This is a genomic window from Kitasatospora sp. NPDC056531 (genome assembly GCF_042794375.1).
In the GTDB taxonomy this organism is placed as follows: Bacteria; Actinomycetota; Actinomycetes; order Streptomycetales; family Streptomycetaceae; genus Kitasatospora.
Window position 1 is genome coordinate 43,965 of the sequence record NZ_JBHTTU010000034.1, and the last position, 16,433, is coordinate 60,397.

Consider the following 16,433-nt stretch of genomic DNA (forward strand, 5'->3'; position numbering starts at 1 on the left):
GTTGGTGGTGGGGAGCACGTACGGTGAGGGCATGACGAGCGCGAGTGGCGGGGCTGACATGGTCGACTGGAATCTCGCGGTCGCAACCGCGACCAGGCTGGTGCGGCCGGGGCCGGAGGTGAGCCGGGCGGAGGCGGCGGCGGTGGTCGCCGAGCTGCGCCGGCATGCCCTGGAGGCCGAGGAGCACGTGCGGGCGTTCACCGGGATGCGGTCGAGCAGTCTGACCGCGGCCGCCGCCACCCCGGTGCTGGTGGTGGACCGCCCGGGGTGGGTGCGGGCGAACGTGGCGGGTTTCCGGACGGTCGTCCAGCCGCTGGTGGAGAAGCTGCAGGCGCGTCGGGCGAACAGCGCGGCGGCGGGCGTGTTCGGCGCGGTGGGGGAGAAGGCCACCGGGATCGAGGTCGGGGCGCTGCTGGCGTTCCTGGCGACCAAGGTGCTGGGCCAGTACGAGACCTTCGCCCCGGCGGAGCCCTCGCTGGAGGCGCCGGACAGTCCGGCGGCGCTGTTCGACAAGCCGCGGCTGGGCCCGGAGGGCCCCGGTCCGGGCCGGCTGCTGCTGGTGGCGCCGAACATCGTGCACGTCGAGCGTGAGCTGGACGTCGATCCGTCCGACTTCCGGCTCTGGGTCTGCCTGCACGAGGAGACGCACCGGACGCAGTTCACCGCGGTGCCGTGGCTGCGCGACCACATCCAGTCCGAGGTGCAGTCCTTCCTGGCCGAGACGGACGTCGACCCGGGCGCGCTGCTGGAGCGGCTGCGGGACGCGGCGGGTTCGCTGGGCGGCGGCCTGCCGGGGGCGGGCGGTCGGGAGGGCCGGGAGAGCTCCTCCTCGGCGAACCTGCTGGAGATCGTCCAGTCGCCCGCGCAGCGGGAGATCCTGGGCCGGCTGACGGCGGTGATGTCGCTGCTGGAGGGCCACGCGGACGTGGTGATGGACGGCGTCGGCCCGGCCGTGGTGCCGACCGTCGCGGAGATCCGGGAGAAGTTCCAGCAGCGCCGTGACCGGGGGGCGAACCGGCTCGACCTGATGCTGCGCCGACTGCTCGGCATGGACGCCAAGCTGCGCCAGTACCAGGACGGTGCGGTGTTCGTCCGTGCGGTGGTGGAGCAGGTCGGCATGGAGGGGTTCAACCGGGTGTGGACCTCCCCGAACACCCTGCCGACCAAGGACGAGATCCACGACCCGGCCGCCTGGGTCGCCCGGGTCGCGCACTGAGGACGCTGAGAGCGCTGAGGGGGCTCGGAGGGCTGAGAAGTCCGACAAGCCGGGACCGCCGCCGGTCGGTGGCGGTCAAACCCGCTCGTACGAGTGGTCCAATCGGCCAGATCGCGGGTGAAGATACGTTTCTCCATTCACCCGTACGTGGGACGGTGGTCGTACCGGTGGCGCGGGTGGCGTAGCGGGTCGCTCCTTTCTGCCACCATCTGTGAGCGCCCGGTAACGCGGCGCTCATGCCGGTGCGCGGTCCCCGCCGCTCCCACCGCAGTCCTGTCCCCTCCGCCGAGGAGTCGTCCGCCGTGGGCCCTCACCCCGCCGTAGCCGCGATACGCCTGGCCGTTCGCCGTACGCTCACCGACCTCGCCGCCGAGGCCGGTACCACCTTCACCGCGCCCGTGCGCGAGCCCCGCGAGCGCCCGGCCGGGGCGCCGCTGGTCGGTGCCGCCGTCGGCACCACCCTGATCGGCAACGCCGCGCGCCACCCCTCCGGGCTGCCCCGTACCCCGGCCGCCCCCGGTTCGCCGCTGGTCCTGGTCGCGGTCAGCGGCGGCGCGGACTCGATGGCGCTGGCCATCGCCGCCGCCTTCGAGGCCCCCAAGATCGGCCTGCGGGTCGGCGCCGTCACCGTCGACCACGGCCTGCAGCCCGGCTCCGCCGACCGTGCCGCCCAGGTCGCCGAGCGGCTGCGCTCGCTGGGCCTGGACCCGGTCGAGGCGATCCCGGTGCGGGTCGGCCGCTCCGGCGGCCCCGAGGCCGCCGCCCGGGACGCCCGCTACGCCGCCCTGGACGAGGCCGCCGAACGGCTCGGCGCGATCGCGGTGCTGCTCGGCCACACCCGGGACGACCAGGCCGAGACCGTCCTGCTGGGCCTGGCCCGCGGTTCGGGCGCCCGCTCGCTGGCCGGGATGCCGGCCCAGAAGGGCCGCTACCGCCGTCCGCTGCTGGAGCTGGACCGCGCGGCCACCCGGCAGGCCTGCTCCGCCCAGGCGATCCCGGTCTGGGACGACCCGCACAACTGTGATCCCGCCTACACCCGCTCCCGGGTCCGCCACGAGGTGCTGCCGGTGCTGGAGAAGCACCTGGGGGGCGGAGTGGTGGAGGCGCTGGCCCGTACCGCCCGGTTGTTCCGCGACGACGCGGACGCCCTCGACCAGTGGGCCGCGCTGGCCGAACGCGACCTCCGTAGGGGCGAAGGCGCCCTGGACGCCGTGAAACTGGCCGAACTGCCGCCCGCCGTACGGCGCCGGGTGCTGCGCCGGGCCGCGCTCCGCACGGGCTGTCCGGCCGGGGACCTGTTCGCGCGGCACCTGGAGGCGGTGGACCAGCTGGTCACCGGATGGCGGGGTCAGGGGCCGCTGCACCTACCCGGGGGCGTCGAGGCCACCCGCAGGTGTGGCACGCTGGTCTTTCGGCGGCAGGGCGACTGAGGGCGAGGCATGTCCCGGGGGAGCCGGCCGCCGGCCACACAGACCCCGAACGTTTGAGGACGTATCCCCGGTGGACCAGAACGACATGGGCGCTGACCTCGCGAAGGTGCTCATCAGCAAGGACGAGATCGACGCCAAGCTCCTGGAGCTGGCCGAGCGGATCGACCGGGACTACGCAGGCAAGGACCTGCTGATCGTCGGCGTCCTCAAGGGGGCCGTGATGGTCATGGCCGACCTGGCCCGGGCCCTGCACTCGCAGGTCACCATGGACTGGATGGCGGTCTCCTCGTACGGCATGGGCACCAAGTCCTCGGGCGTGGTGCGCATCCTGAAGGACCTGGACACCGACATCGCCGGCCGCGACGTCCTGATCGTCGAGGACATCATCGACTCCGGTCTGACGCTGTCCTGGCTGCTGGGCAACCTGGGCTCGCGCGGCCCGGCCTCGCTGGAGGTCTGCACCCTGCTGCGCAAGCCGGACGCCGCCAAGGTCGAGATCGACGTCAAGTACGTCGGTTTCGACATCCCGAACGAGTTCGTGGTCGGCTACGGACTGGACTACGCGGAGAAGCTGCGTAACCTCCCCTTCATCGGGACCCTCGCCCCGCACGTCTACGGCGGCTGAGGCCCCGTTCGGGCTACGGGCGGGAACAGTAGGTTGTTCCCGCCCGTTGGACCGGGGGGACAAAGAACGACAGCCGTGTCGCTGCGCTCCCGCCACGGGCGGGTCCGACTGCGGTACGGTCCAATAAACCGCTCTTCACATGAGCACCGACCGGATGCGCCGCGGCCCACAGCCTCCCGGCGCCGCTGAGTGGCAGGAGGGACGGGGCGGCAACGCCCCGCATGGATGGACGTCAAGCGATACTTCCGTGCGCCGATCATGTGGATCGTGCTGGCCGTCCTCGCCGTCATCGTACTGATGCAGGTCGTTTCGGACTCGAACGGCTACAAGACGGTGGACACCGGTCAGGTCGTCGCGGCGATCGACGCACACAATGTCAAGTCCGCGCAGATCACCACTGGTGACTCGAACACGATCAAGATCCAGCTGAAGGACGGCGCCACGCTGTCCCCCGCCGGCACGGGCAAGGCCCCGTCCGGCAGCAAGTTCCAGGCCTCGTACATCGGCGACCAGGGTGTCGCGATCGCCGACAAGCTGCAGGCCCAGATCAACGACAAGGACCGGAACACACTCGCCGAGGGCTACACCGTCAGCCCGGAGAAGCAGAGCACCTTCGTCAGCCTGCTGCTGTCGATGCTGCCGATCGTGATCATCGTCCTGGTCTTCCTGTTCCTGATGAACCAGATGCAGGGCGGCGGCTCCCGCGTCATGCAGTTCGGCAAGTCCAAGGCCAAGCTGCTCACCAAGGACACCCCGAAGACCACCTTCGCCGACGTCGCCGGTGCCGACGAGGCGGTCGAGGAGCTCCACGAGATCAAGGAGTTCCTGCAGGAGCCGGCCAAGTTCCAGGCCGTCGGCGCCAAGATCCCCAAGGGCGTGCTGCTCTACGGCCCGCCCGGTACCGGTAAGACCCTGCTGGCGCGTGCCGTCGCGGGCGAGGCCGGGGTGCCGTTCTACTCCATCTCCGGCTCGGACTTCGTCGAGATGTTCGTCGGTGTCGGTGCCAGCCGGGTCCGCGACCTGTTCGAGCAGGCCAAGGCGAACGCCCCGGCGATCGTCTTCGTCGACGAGATCGACGCCGTCGGTCGGCACCGCGGTGCGGGCCTCGGCGGCGGCCACGACGAGCGCGAGCAGACCCTCAACCAGCTGCTGGTCGAGATGGACGGCTTCGACGTCAAGGGCGGCGTGATCCTGATCGCCGCGACCAACCGCCCCGACATCCTGGACCCGGCGCTGCTGCGCCCGGGCCGCTTCGACCGCCAGATCGCGGTGGAGCGCCCCGACCTCCAGGGCCGCCTGGACATCCTCAAGGTGCACCAGAAGGGCAAGCCGATCGCGCCCGACGTCGACCTGTCGGCCGTCGCCAAGCGCACCCCCGGCTTCACCGGCGCCGACCTCTCGAACGTGCTCAACGAGGCCGCGCTGCTGACCGCCCGCTCGGACAAGAAGCTGATCGACAACGGCATCCTGGACGAGGCGATCGACCGCGTCGTGGCCGGTCCGCAGAAGCGCACGCGGATCATGTCCGACAAGGAGAAGAAGATCACCGCGTACCACGAGGGCGGTCACGCCCTGGTCGCGGCGGCCTGCCAGTACAGCGACCCGGTGCACAAGATCACCATCCTGTCCCGCGGTCGGGCCCTCGGCTACACCATGGTGCTGCCGGACGAGGACAAGTACTCCACCACCCGCAACGAGATGCTCGACCAGCTGGCCTACATGCTGGGCGGGCGCGCGGCGGAGGAGCTGGTCTTCCACGACCCGACCACCGGCGCCTCGAACGACATCGAGAAGGCCACCGCCACCGCGCGGGCCATGGTCACCCAGTACGGCATGACCGAGCGCCTGGGTGCGATCAAGTTCGGCAGCGACAACTCGGAGCCGTTCCTGGGCCGTGAGATGGGCCACCAGCGCGACTACTCGGAAGAGGTCGCCGCGCTGGTCGACGAGGAGGTCAAGAAGCTCATCGAGAGCGCGCACAACGAGGCCTGGGAGATCCTGGTCGAGAACCGCGACGTGCTCGACAACCTGGTTCTGGAGCTCCTGGAGAAGGAGACCCTGAACAAGGAGCAGATCGCCGAGATCTTCGCCCCCGTGGTCAAGCGCCCGGCCCGGCCGGCTTGGACGGGCTCCACCCGTCGTACGCCGTCCACCCGGCCGCCGGTGCAGTCGCCGAAGGAGCTGGCGCTCACGAACGGTGCCGCCGCCGTCGTCGACACCGCTCCGGTGGACGTCGTGAAGCTCCCGCCGCTGCCGGCCGCCGAGCCGCCGACCGAGAGCTGAGCAGGGCACCTGTACGGAATGGATGCCGCGTCACCAGGGTTTGTACCCTGGAGGCGCGGCATCCGTGCTGTTCAGCCAGAGTCTTCCCACAAGTAAGCGAGGCCCGCATGATCGACCCGGTGACGCTCGACGGTCCGCCCGCCGTCGGGACCTTCGACCAGAAGCGGGCCGAGAACGCCATCCGCGAGCTGCTGCTCGCCGTGGGGGAGGACCCGGACCGCGAGGGCCTGATGGAGACCCCGGCCCGGGTGGCGCGGGCCTACAAGGAGATATTCGCGGGCCTGTGGCAGGAGCCGGAGGAAGTCCTGACCACCACCTTCGACCTCGGCCACGACGAGATGGTGCTGGTCAAGGACATCGAGTTGACCTCGGTCTGCGAGCACCACCTGGTGCCGTTCCGCGGGGTGGCGCACGTCGGGTACATCCCGTCCACCAGCGGCAAGATCACCGGCCTGTCCAAGCTGGCCCGGCTGGTCGACGTCTACGCCCGCCGCCCGCAGGTGCAGGAGCGGCTGACCAGCCAGGTGGCCGACGCGCTGATGCGGATCCTGGAGCCGCGCGGGGCGATCGTCGTGGTCGAGTGCGAGCACATGTGCATGTCGATGCGTGGCATCCGCAAGCCCGGCGCCAAGACCATCACCTCCTGCGTGCGCGGCCAGCTGCGCGACCCGGCCACCCGGGCCGAGGCGATGAGCCTCATCATCGGTCGGTAGCGGCCGCGGCCGGCAGGCGGACGATTCAGGGCACCTCGTGCTCCGCGTGCGGCGGAGTCGGGGTGCCCAGCGCGTTGCGGCGCTCGGGCATCCGCAGGGCGACCGTCCGGCGCCGGTACGGGCAGCGCCGGTCACCCCAGGTGCGAGCCCAGCCATTCGAGCGAGGCGGGCAGCTCCCTGGTCCAGCTGTCGAAGTTGTGGCCGCCGTCGTCCAGGTAGAGCGACTCGACCTTGAACTGCGGATTGGCCGCGGCGACCCGGGCGGCCTGGTCGACGAACTGGACGGTCAGCGGGTAGTCCGACTCCTTGCGGGTGGAGACCACCAGCAGGTTGAGCGGCGGGGCCGGGAGGTTCTGCAGCCGCCAGCCGAGGTCGTGCTGCTGCGTCAGCGTCTTGTCGCCGTTGAAGAGGTCGCCGCCGGTGTACTGGTCCTGGCGCACCGAGACGTCGCCGTGCAGGCCGGCTGCGTTGCCGTAGACGTTCGGGAAGCGCATCGACAGGCGCATCGCGCAGCTGCCGCCGGTGGAGTAGCCGATCAGGCCCCAGGAACCGGCCGAGCGCCCGAGCCGGTAGGTGCTGTGCAGCGCCTCGGGCAGGTCCTTGGCGAACCAGGTCTCGGTGCGGGGCCCACCGGGGACGTCCACACACTCGGTGTCCCGGGACGGGACGACCGCCGGGCGGGTCAGCACCAGGACGGTCGGCGGCATCTTGCCGGAGTGCTGCAGCCCGATCGCGGTCTGCAGCAGCGGCAGCTCCTTCATCAGGTTCAGGGTGGTGCCCGGGTAGCCGGCGATGGCCACCACGGCGGGGAAGCGGACCAGGGCGAACTTCGGGTCGAAGTACTCGGGCGGCAGGTAGACGAACATCTGGTCGGTCAAGCCGGTCTCCTTGCCGCTGACCCGGACCGACTCGATCCTGCCGACCTCCTCGGGCGTGCCCTTGGGCAGGTCGCCGATGGTCTCCAGGCCGCCCTCGTCGGTCGGCTGGATCAGCTGGTCGGAGACCGGGGTGCCGCCCTTGTGGTTCTCGTTGCTGGTCAGCGCGTGCTTGGCGCTGCCGGGGTCGAGCAGGTCGTTCCAGGACGTGTAGAAGCCGAAGGAGTTGTTCACCGACAGCGCCAGCACTGCCACGATCGACGCCTGAACGACCGTCAGCAGGCCGATCCGGCCGAGCACCGGCAGCGGGCGCTGCCGGGCCAGCCGGGGCCAGATCCACAGGGTGGTGAGAAGAGCCGCGGCGCCGAGAGCGAGCAGCGAGTTCACCAGTGCGTCGCTGGTCAGTTCCATGCCGTCGGCCTTCCGGTGGGACGCTGTCGGTGCAGGCTTCATCGTCTGGCGGTCCGTCAGACCGGGCCACCGCTGCTAGGCCGACCGGGCACCCGGGAGGGCGGGGGAGACCGGGGGCAACCGGCGCCCTAGAATGCGGCGTCCACCGTACGTAACGCGTACCGGAGGGCCCCGACCCGCCACGTGGCGGCGGGCCCCGGGCTCCCACCCCCGGCTCAACCGCAGCGCACCCACGGCACCGGTTTACCTACCGTTTCCGGATCCTTGGTATGCGCATGGCCTGATGAAGGAATAGGCATGAAGGTCCATCACACGTGCTCCCCCGGAGTGACCGGACACCGCCCCGCAGCCTCTACCCTGAACTTCCATGAGCGTTCCCGTGTCCGTTGAGTCGAGCCCCGAGCAGCCGCCGCCCCGTCGCGGCGGTCTGCAGACGCTGCGCAACCAGGCGGCCGCCGTCCCGAGGGCCTGGCTCCCGGGAGCGGTCGGCTACGCCTGTCTGCTGATCGGACTGTTGGACATCGCCAGTGCGGTGTTCCCCAAGCTCCGGCACACCAAGATGCACACCTTCGCCGGGCAGCTGCCGGGCGGCACCACCAGCCTGGCCGCGGTCGGCACGCTGATGGTCGGCATCCTGCTGGTGCCGCTGGCGCACGCGCTGCGCCGCCGCAAGCGGCGGGCCTGGCGCGCGGTCTGCGTGCTGCTGCCGGTCAGCGCCGCGCTGCACATCGTCCGCTGGCACCAGGTCGGCCCGGCGGTCGTCTCGCTGGTGGTCCTCGCCGTGATGCTGGTGCACCAGCGCGAGTTCTACGCCAAGGCCGACCCGCGCACCCGCTGGGGCGCGGTGGTCAACCTGGTCGTGATGGGCACCCTCAGCGTGCTGCTCGGACTGCTGATCGTGAGCACCCGCACCCGGTACGAGGTCGGGCACCCGGCGATCATGGAGCGGCTGCAGCACGTCGGGTACGGACTGTTCGGCTTCGAGGGCCCGATCCGCTACACCAACGTGCGGATGTCCGACCTGGTGGCCTACCTGCTCGGCGGGCTCGGCCTGCTGACCGCCTTCACCACCGCCTACCTGGCGCTGCGCCCCGGCAAGCCGAAGCCGGAGCTCACCGCCGAGGACGAGGACAAGGTCCGCGAGCTGCTCAAGCGGCACGGCGAGCGCGACTCGCTCGGCTACTTCGCGCTGCGCCGCGACAAGAGCGTGCTGTTCTCGCCCACCGGCAAGGCCGCGATCTCCTACCGGGTGGTCTCCGGCGTGATGCTGGCCTCCGGCGACCCGGTCGGCGACGTCGAGGCCTGGCCGGGCGCGATCAAGGTGTTCATGGCCGAGGCCCGCGAGCACGCCTGGGTGCCGGCCGTGATGGGCTGCAGCGAGGTCGGCGGCGAGGTCTGGACCCGTGAGGCGGGTCTGGACGCGCTGGAGCTGGGCGACGAGGCGATCGTCGACACCTCGACCTTCTCGCTGGCCGGCCGCGCCATGCGCAACGTGCGCCAGATGGTCAAGCGGATCGAGCGCAACGGTTACTCCTGCAAGGTGCGCCGGGTCTCCGAGCTCACCGCGGACGAGAAGTACCGGATCGCCGACGCCGCCGCCCGCTGGCGCGGCACCGACACCGAGCGCGGCTTCTCGATGGCCCTGGGCCGCTTCGGCGACCCGCTGGACGACGACTGCGTCGTGGTCACCGCCCACAAGGCCCCGGAGGAGGGCGAGAGCGGCGACGACCTGAAGGCCGTGCTGCACTTCGTGCCCTGGGGGCCGGACGGCATCTCGCTGGAGCTGATGCGCCGCGACCGTGCCGCCGACCCGGGCCTGAACGAGCTGCTGATCGTCGCCGCCCTGCAGGCCGTGGGCGCCATGGGCATCCGCCGGGTGTCGCTCAACTTCGCGATGTTCCGCTCGGCGCTGGCCCGCGGCGAGCGGATCGGCGCCGGCCCGGTGCTGCGCGCCTGGCGCGGACTGCTGGTCTTCCTGTCCCGCTGGTTCCAGATCGAGTCGCTGTACAAGTTCAACGCCAAGTTCCAGCCCGAGTGGGAGCCGCGCTTCCTGGTCTTCCCGAACACCCGGGACCTGCCGCGGATCGGCTTCGCCGCGATGCAGGCGGAGGCCTTCATCACCCTGGGCATGCCGCGCTTCGGCCGCAAGCGCCAGCGGGAGGGCCTGATGCCCGTCCCGTCGACCCGTGAGGTCTCCGAGGCCGCCTGAGGCACCTCGACACCGTCCGGGGCCCCCGCCGAGAACGCTCGGCGGGGGCCCCGTTCGATAATGGGCGCATGAGCGAGCGCAGCGAGCGAATCATCGGAAGGCGCGCGTGGGCGAATGCCCTCGCCGAGCGAAGCGAGGCGGGCGCATGAGCAACTCGCCGTCCTTCTCCCTGCCTGCCGGACTGCCGCGGCTCGACCGCTGCTCCGTGATGGGCGTGGTCAACGTCACGCCCGACTCCTTCTCGGACGGCGGGCTCTGGTTCGACCCCGCCAAGGCGATCGCGCACGGGCTGGCCCTGCGCGCCCGCGGCGCCGACCTGGTGGACGTCGGCGGCGAGTCCACCCGCCCCGGCTCGGAGCGGGTGCCCGAGGAGGAGGAGCTGCGCCGGGTGCTGCCGGTGGTGCGCGAGCTCGCCGCCGCCGGGGTGGTGGTGTCCGTCGACACCATGCGGGCCTCGGTCGCCGAGCGGGCCGTCGAGGCCGGCGCCGCGATCGTCAACGACGTCTCCGGCGGGCTCGCCGACCCGGCGATGGCCCGGGTGGTCGCCGAGAACGGCGCGCCCTTCGTGGTGATGCACTGGCGCGGGCAGTCCGCCGACATGGACCGGCTGGCCGTCTACGACGACGTGGTCACCGACGTGGTCGCCGAGCTGACCGCCCGGATGGACGCCCTGCTGGCCGCCGGGGTCAAGGAGGACCAGCTGATCCTCGACCCGGGGCTCGGCTTCGCCAAGACCGCCGGGCACAACTGGGCGCTGCTCGGCCGACTGGACGCGCTCACCGCGCTCGGCCGTCCCGTGCTCGTCGCCGCTTCGCGCAAGCGGTTCCTGGGTACGCTGCTCGCCGACCCGGAAACCGGGGAGCTGCGCCCGGCCCGCGAGCGGGACGACGCGACCGCCGCGGTCTCGGTGCTGTCGGCCCAGGCCGGTGCCTGGGCGGTACGGGTGCACGACGTGTCCGGTACGGCGGACGCCGTCCGCGTGGTCGCGGCCTGGCAGCGCGCGGCGCGGCTGGGGTGAGGGAGGGTCTGTGACAGGTGACGGCAGGTTGAGCGGCTCGGCGGCCGGAAAGGCCCACGAGGTGGACCTGGAGGCGGTGCTCGCGGCGAACCGGGGGTTCTACGAGGCGCTGGAGCGGGGGGACGTCGAGGCGGTCGAGGAGGCCTGGCTGGGCCCGGAGTACGCCGACGACAAGGGTGGCGTGGTGTGCGTGCACCCGGGCTGGCCGGTGCTGCGCGGGCGGGCGCAGGTGACCCGCTCGTACATGCTGATCATGATGAACACGGAGTACATCCAGTTCTTCCTGACCGATGTCGAGGCCGAGGTCCACGGAGATGTGGCCCTTGTCACGTGTACCGAGAACATCCTCTCCGGCGGTGAGGCGGAGGAGGAAGGGGAACTCGGACCGCTGGTCGGCGGAAAGGTCGTCTCCAGCAATCTGTTCCGCCGCACCCCGGCCGGGTGGAAGCTCTGGTCGCACCACGGTTCACCCGTTCTGACCAGCAGCGACGAGGACGACGAGGACTGATTTCCACGGTTGCGGAAAATCGGCGCCGGACCGTCGCCGGGGAATTTCCGAGTGGTCACCGAACGTTCACGTCAATCGCCGAATCGGTGCGCGTGGCGACGGTTCGTGCCGGGTAGGACGGTCAGGCGTTGTCCGCGCTCGCGGGTAGATTCGAAACGGAGTGGCGGGTGTGCTGCCCGCCGTCGCCCTGCCCGTCCATGCCTTTCTCCGGGCGGGGCCCGTCCGACTGGGAGCAGTGATTCGTTTGCTGGACCGCGTCACCCTGCGGGGGCTGCGAGCCCGGGGCCACCACGGCGTCTTCGAGCGCGAGCGCGTCGAGGGCCAGACCTTCGTGGTCGATCTCGTGCTGTACCTGGACACCCGCCCCGCAGCGTCCGGAGACGACCTCACCCGCACGGCGCACTACGGCATCGTGGCCGAGGAGGTCACCGCGATCATCGCCGGGGAACCGGTCGACCTGATCGAGACCCTGGCCCAGCGCATCGCCGACCAGTGCCTGAAGCACGACGCGGTCGAGGAGGTCGAGGTCACCGTGCACAAGCCGGACGCCCCGATCACCGTGCCGTTCGACGACGTGACCGTGACCATCCACCGGGGCCGCGCATGACCCCCACCGCGCGCCTGGTTTCCGATGCAGAGGGATTTCTTCGATGAACAGCAGTGACCCGATCGCCGAGCCGAACGCGTTCGACCTGGAGAGCCGGGTGGACTCCGCCGACACCACGCTGCACAGCCAGCGCTGCGCGGTGATCGCGCTCGGCAGCAACCTGGGCAACCGGCTGGACACCCTGCAGGGTGCCGTCGACGCGCTCGCCGACACCCCCGGGCTGAGGATCAAGGCCGTCTCGGCGGTCTACGAGACCGAGGCCGTCGGCGGTCCGGACGAGCAGCCCAACTACTACAACGCGGTCGTCGTGCTGCGCACCTCGCTGCCCCCGCGGGACCTGCTGGAGCGCGGCAACGCGATCGAGGACGCCTTCGGGCGGGTCCGCGAGGTCCGCTGGGGTCCGCGCACCCTGGACGTCGACATCCTGGCCTACGAGGGCGTGGTCAGCGACGACCCGCAGCTGGTGCTGCCGCACCCGCGCTCGCACGAGCGGGCCTTCGTGCTCGCCCCGTGGCTGGACGCCCAGCCGGAGGCGGAGGTGCCCGGGCACGGGCAGGTCGCCGCGCTGCTGGCGGCGCTCGGCGGTCCGGACGCGCAGGGCGTGAAGCGGCGCGACGACATCCGGCTGACCCTGCCGGAGTAGCCCCCACGGGGGACGCGCCCGGTCGGCCGGTCGGGCCGGGGAACTCGGCCAGGGGGCCCGGCCGTACGAGTAGATGTCCGCCCGGCCCGGCCCGGTACGGTGGCCTGGCGTCGCCGCGCCGGGCCACCGGCCGGCCGGCGGGCTCTGGTACCCCGGGAAGGACCTCCTCCGCGTGAAGCTGCTTCGCCTCCGCCTGCTGATCGGCATCACCGCCGCGACGACGGCGCTGTCCTGGGCCGGTTCCAAGCTGTGGGCCTCCCTGGACACGCTGCCGGCCGTGCCGGCCGCGGCTCCGGTGGTGCTGGCGGCGGTGGCGGTGATCCTGCTGGCGACCACGATCTCGCTGCGGTCCCGGCTGAAGGCGGTGCGCGAGCGGCTGCCCGGTGCGAAGCGGGTCGACCCGCTGCTGGCGGCCCGCGCGGTGGTGCTGGGGCAGGCCAGCGCGCTGGTCTCCTCGGTGGTCACCGGGATCTACGCCGGGGCCGGGATCTACCTGCTCGGCGAGCTGGACGTGTCGGCCCGCAAGGACCAGGCCGTCACGGCCGGGCTCGCGGTGCTGGCGGGGGCCGCGGTGATCGCGGCGGCGCTCTGGCTCCAGCACGTGTGCAAGCTGCCGGAGAACCACGACGACCCGAGCGGGCCGGCGGCCTCGCACCGCTGAGACGTCCGCGGATCGGGAGCCGGTCGTCGGCGGGTCGTCGGCGGGCATCGGCCCGCCGACGCCGGGACCTCGCTGAGCAGGCCCTTTTTCGTGATCTTGAGTGAAAAGCCGGGCACGTGCGGTAAAAACGGCACACTGTCAAGGGCGGAAGGGGACCCTGGGCTGACACGCCCCCAATTCGCACGCTAGTTTCTTGGCATGTCTCGCGGACGCCACCGTCATTCCTCCGTCCTCGGCCGGGTCCTTCCCCCCACCGCCGCCGGCGTGCTGCTGGTCGCCGCACTGGCCGCTCTGCTTTTCAGTCAGGACACCATCCTGGTGCGCTCGGTGGGCGTCGCGGCGCTGATCGCGGTGCTCGGCTTCGCGCTGCTGCTGCGCCAGCGGGACAAGGCGGCCCGGGCGGCCGCCGAGGTGTCCGCCGCGCAGCGGATGCGCGCCGAGGAACGCTTCGAGGAACAGTTGGCCGAGGCCGAGTACGCGGCCGAGGTCGCCGAGGAGCGGGCCACCCGGTTCGGGCGGCGGCTGACGGCGGAGAAGTCGCGGCTGGCGAAGGCCGAGACCGAGATCGCCCGGCTGCTGCGGGAGCGGGCCGTGACGGTGGCCGAGCAGGCGCTCAAGGAGGCCGAGGCGGCCCAGCGGGCGCTCGCCGCGAGCCGTCCGAAGTACCCGGCCAGCCCGGCCGCGTTCGTCCGCGCGGCGGCCGTGCTGCGGCTGCTGGAGCGACGGGCGGCGGAGCGGGAGACGCAGCGGGCGCGTACGGCGGGCGCGGAGGTCGCGCTGCGGGCGTCCGCGACGCGGTCGCTGGTCGACAGGGCCGCCCCGGCCGTGTCGGCGCCCAAGCCGGTGTCCGTGCCCGCCCCGGTCGCGCCCTCGGTGCCCACTCCGGCGCAGGCGCCGGCGGGCCAGGCCCCGGCGCAGCCGAAGCCGGTGCAGCCCGCCGCGCTGCGCCCGGCGCTGACCGCGACGGTCGGTCAGCTCGGCGGGACGCCGAGTGTTCCGGCCGCGGTGCCGGCCCCGGCCGAGCGGCAGCGGACGCGCCCGGCGCAGTCCGGGCAGGCGCGCGGGCAGGGCTTCAGCTTCTTCGGCCGCACCCCGGGTGCGGCGGTACGGGCGGCCGCTCCGGCGCCGGCGGTGGGCAGCATCGCCGAGCTGGGGGACCGGGCGGACCTGGCGGACGTGGTGGGCGACGAGGCGGTCGCCGCGAAGGCGAAGGCCGAGGCGCAGGCGGCGGAGTCGGCCGCGTCGAACGGCGCGCGGCCCTCGCGGTCCGGACAGCCCTCGCAGCCGGCGCCGGCGCCGTCGTCGGACGCGGCCGATGAGCCGGAGCAGGGCGAGCCGACCGTCGTGGACCTGACGCCGGAGGACGAGACCGAGCTGATCGAGCTGCCGCGGCTGCGCGCCTCGCGCTGAGGAGCCTGCGCGAAAGTCCGCGGCGCGGGAAGTCGGACGGATCGACTTTCCGCGCCGCGGGCTTTTTCGGGTCAGGCCGGATCTGTGAGGGGGTGCGTCAGATCTGGACGCCGAAGTCCTGGGCGATGCCGGCCAGGCCGGAGGCGTAGCCCTGGCCGACGGCGCGGAACTTCCACTCGCCGTTGTTGCGGTAGAGCTCGCCGAAGATCATCGCGGTCTCGGTGGCGGCGTCCTCGGAGAGGTCGTAGCGGGCGATCTCGGCGCCGCCGCCGGCGTTCACCACGCGGATGTAGGCGTTGCGGACCTGGCCGAAGTTCTGGCCGCGGGCGACGCCGTCGTAGATGGTGACCGGGAAGGTGATCTTGACGGCCTCGGCCGGCAGGCCGGCCAGGTTGACGTTGATCGACTCGTCGTCGCCCACGCCCTCGCCGGTGCGGTTGTCGCCGGTGTGCACGACGGTGGCGTCCGGCGTGCTGGTGTTGTTGAAGAAGACGAAGTGGGCGTTGGACAACACCTTGCCGTCCGCGTTCAGGACGATCGCGCTGGCGTCGAGGTCGAATTCGGTGCCGGTCGTGGTGCGGACGTCCCAGCCCAGGCCGACGCTCACCGCGGACAGGCCGGGGGCCTCCTTGGTCAGCGAGACGTTGCCACCCTTGGAGAGGCTCACTGGCATGGCGATTGCAGTCCCTTCGTTCGCTTTTCCCGGGACAACGCGATACTCCGGCGGCTTGGTTCCACGGAGTCCGTGAATTCTTTGCCGGACGTCAAGCCGGGGCAAAGGAAGGGCAATGCGGCGGTCGGGTGACGGGCTCGGGTGTCGGGGATCAGACCCGGGGGAAGCGGCCCTGGAGCGACCAGATGTTCGGATTGTCGGCCAGGTCGGGGTGCATGTCGAAGAGGTCGGCGAGGGTGTCCTGGAGGAAGTCCCGTGCCTCGCGCCGCAGGTCGCTGTGGCGCACCACGGCGGGCGGTTCGTCCCGCAGCCAGGTGGCGGTGATCTCCACCCAGTTGAAGCGGCGGGCGAAGCGCAGCAGCTCGGTGTTCTGGGTGAAGTCGAGGTCGGCGGTCTGCACCCGGGCGGCCCGGGAGCCGTCCGGGTCGCGGTCGAGCTGCTCGACGATGTCGCACAGCGCCCAGGCGAAGTCCAGCACCGGCACCCAGCCCCAGCGGGTGGAGAGTTCGGCGCCCTCGGCGTCCAGGTAGACGTCGCCGCAGAACAGGTCGTACCGCAGCGAGCGCACGGGGGCGGTGCGGTAGTCGGTCTGCGGGGGGTCGGGGAAGCGGTTGGAGAGGGAGTAGCCGAGCTCGATCACGTACGCCATTGTCGGGGTTCGGCGCGCGTGCGGATAACCGGGTGACCCGGCGCACCCGGCGCGGGATGATGGGCGCATGCCCGAGCCCATCCGCGTACGGGGGTCGGTGGTCGTCCCCGACGCCGAGCTCGTCTGGCGCTTCTCGCGTTCCTCCGGCCCCGGTGGCCAGCACGTCAACACCTCCGACTCCAAGGTCGAGCTGCGCTTCGACCTGGTGGCCTCCAAGGCGCTGCCCGAGGTGTGGCGCGAGCGTGCCGTGGAGCGGCTGGCGCACCGGCTGGTGGACGGCCGGGTGGTGGTGGTCCAGGCCTCCGAGTACCGCTCGCAGTGGCGCAACCGGGAGGCGGCCGCGGCCCGCCTGGCGGCGCTGCTGACCGAGGCGTGCGCGCCGCCGCCGAAGGCCCGGCGGGCGACCAGGCCGAGTCGGGGGATGGTCGAGCGGCGGCTGTCCAACAAGCGGCAGCGCTCCGAGCTGAAGCAGGGTCGGCGGGCGCCGCGCCAGGACTAGCCG

The 16,433-nt window shown here is 72.0% G+C and carries 16 protein-coding genes; 13 read left to right on the forward strand and 3 right to left on the reverse strand.

What is annotated here, in order from left to right; translation table 11 throughout:
• Nucleotides 1-31 precede the first annotated feature (31 nt).
• The 5 genes from ACFQ87_RS25925 (at nt 32) to folE (ending at nt 6,267) form a co-directional block, all read left to right on the forward strand.
• Nucleotides 32-1,216: a zinc-dependent metalloprotease gene (locus tag ACFQ87_RS25925; RefSeq protein WP_380613203.1), complete on the forward strand. Its 1,185-nt coding sequence runs from the start codon at nt 32-34 to the stop codon at nt 1,214-1,216.
• Between the two features lie 302 nt (nt 1,217-1,518).
• The gene (tilS, locus tag ACFQ87_RS25930) at nt 1,519-2,646 is read left to right on the forward strand and encodes a tRNA lysidine(34) synthetase TilS (RefSeq protein ID WP_380613204.1); all 1,128 of its coding nucleotides are present in this window, start codon (nt 1,519-1,521) and stop codon (nt 2,644-2,646) included.
• Between the two features lie 70 nt (nt 2,647-2,716).
• Nucleotides 2,717-3,271, forward strand: coding sequence for a hypoxanthine phosphoribosyltransferase (gene hpt / locus ACFQ87_RS25935; protein WP_030059589.1), 555 nt, complete (start codon nt 2,717-2,719; stop codon nt 3,269-3,271).
• Between the two features lie 225 nt (nt 3,272-3,496).
• A complete protein-coding gene (gene ftsH / locus ACFQ87_RS25940; protein WP_380613205.1) occupies nt 3,497-5,554 on the forward strand; it encodes an ATP-dependent zinc metalloprotease FtsH in 2,058 nt (685 codons plus the stop codon).
• Between the two features lie 107 nt (nt 5,555-5,661).
• Nucleotides 5,662-6,267 carry a GTP cyclohydrolase I FolE gene (folE, locus tag ACFQ87_RS25945; protein ID WP_380613206.1) on the forward strand — a complete coding sequence of 202 codons (606 nt, stop codon included), beginning with the start codon at nt 5,662-5,664 and terminating at the stop codon, nt 6,265-6,267.
• A gap of 131 nt (nt 6,268-6,398) precedes the next feature.
• Here the strand turns inward: folE and ACFQ87_RS25950 are convergent, their stop codons facing one another.
• Nucleotides 6,399-7,553, reverse strand: a complete 1,155-nt coding sequence (locus ACFQ87_RS25950) for an alpha/beta hydrolase (RefSeq protein WP_380613207.1) — start codon at nt 7,551-7,553, stop codon at nt 6,399-6,401.
• Nucleotides 7,554-7,920: 367 nt separating this feature from the next.
• On the opposite strand from ACFQ87_RS25950, the gene ACFQ87_RS25955 reads away from it, so the two are divergent.
• The 7 genes from ACFQ87_RS25955 (at nt 7,921) to ACFQ87_RS25985 (ending at nt 14,609) form a co-directional block, all read left to right on the forward strand.
• Nucleotides 7,921-9,762 (forward strand): phosphatidylglycerol lysyltransferase domain-containing protein, encoded by a 1,842-nt coding sequence (locus ACFQ87_RS25955; RefSeq protein ID WP_380613208.1) that lies wholly within the window; start codon nt 7,921-7,923, stop codon nt 9,760-9,762.
• A gap of 145 nt (nt 9,763-9,907) precedes the next feature.
• The gene (gene folP, locus ACFQ87_RS25960) at nt 9,908-10,780 is read left to right on the forward strand and encodes a dihydropteroate synthase (protein WP_380613209.1); all 873 of its coding nucleotides are present in this window, start codon (nt 9,908-9,910) and stop codon (nt 10,778-10,780) included.
• 10 nt (nt 10,781-10,790) lie between these two features.
• The gene (locus ACFQ87_RS25965) at nt 10,791-11,288 is read left to right on the forward strand and encodes a nuclear transport factor 2 family protein (protein WP_380613210.1); all 498 of its coding nucleotides are present in this window, start codon (nt 10,791-10,793) and stop codon (nt 11,286-11,288) included.
• Between the two features lie 247 nt (nt 11,289-11,535).
• The gene (folB, locus tag ACFQ87_RS25970; protein ID WP_030288941.1) at nt 11,536-11,895 is read left to right on the forward strand and encodes a dihydroneopterin aldolase; all 360 of its coding nucleotides are present in this window, start codon (nt 11,536-11,538) and stop codon (nt 11,893-11,895) included.
• A gap of 43 nt (nt 11,896-11,938) precedes the next feature.
• Nucleotides 11,939-12,538: a 2-amino-4-hydroxy-6-hydroxymethyldihydropteridine diphosphokinase gene (gene folK / locus ACFQ87_RS25975; RefSeq protein ID WP_380613211.1), complete on the forward strand. Its 600-nt coding sequence runs from the start codon at nt 11,939-11,941 to the stop codon at nt 12,536-12,538.
• A 172-nt stretch (nt 12,539-12,710) separates the two neighbouring features.
• Nucleotides 12,711-13,199 (forward strand): DUF3180 domain-containing protein, encoded by a 489-nt coding sequence (locus ACFQ87_RS25980; RefSeq protein WP_380613212.1) that lies wholly within the window; start codon nt 12,711-12,713, stop codon nt 13,197-13,199.
• Nucleotides 13,200-13,397: 198 nt separating this feature from the next.
• Entirely contained in the window at nt 13,398-14,609 is a 1,212-nt protein-coding gene (locus ACFQ87_RS25985) for a hypothetical protein (RefSeq protein WP_380613213.1), read from the forward strand.
• Between the two features lie 97 nt (nt 14,610-14,706).
• Here ACFQ87_RS25985 and ACFQ87_RS25990 read toward each other — a convergent pair whose 3' ends face one another.
• Complete coding sequence (locus tag ACFQ87_RS25990; RefSeq protein ID WP_380613214.1) at nt 14,707-15,282, reverse strand: TerD family protein; 576 nt, start codon at nt 15,280-15,282, stop codon at nt 14,707-14,709.
• Nucleotides 15,283-15,433: 151 nt separating this feature from the next.
• A complete protein-coding gene (locus ACFQ87_RS25995) occupies nt 15,434-15,931 on the reverse strand; it encodes a hypothetical protein (protein ID WP_380613215.1) in 498 nt (165 codons plus the stop codon).
• 67 nt (nt 15,932-15,998) lie between these two features.
• On the opposite strand from ACFQ87_RS25995, the gene arfB reads away from it, so the two are divergent.
• Nucleotides 15,999-16,430 carry an alternative ribosome rescue aminoacyl-tRNA hydrolase ArfB gene (gene arfB, locus ACFQ87_RS26000; RefSeq protein WP_380613216.1) on the forward strand — a complete coding sequence of 144 codons (432 nt, stop codon included), beginning with the start codon at nt 15,999-16,001 and terminating at the stop codon, nt 16,428-16,430.
• Nucleotides 16,431-16,433 lie beyond the last annotated feature (3 nt).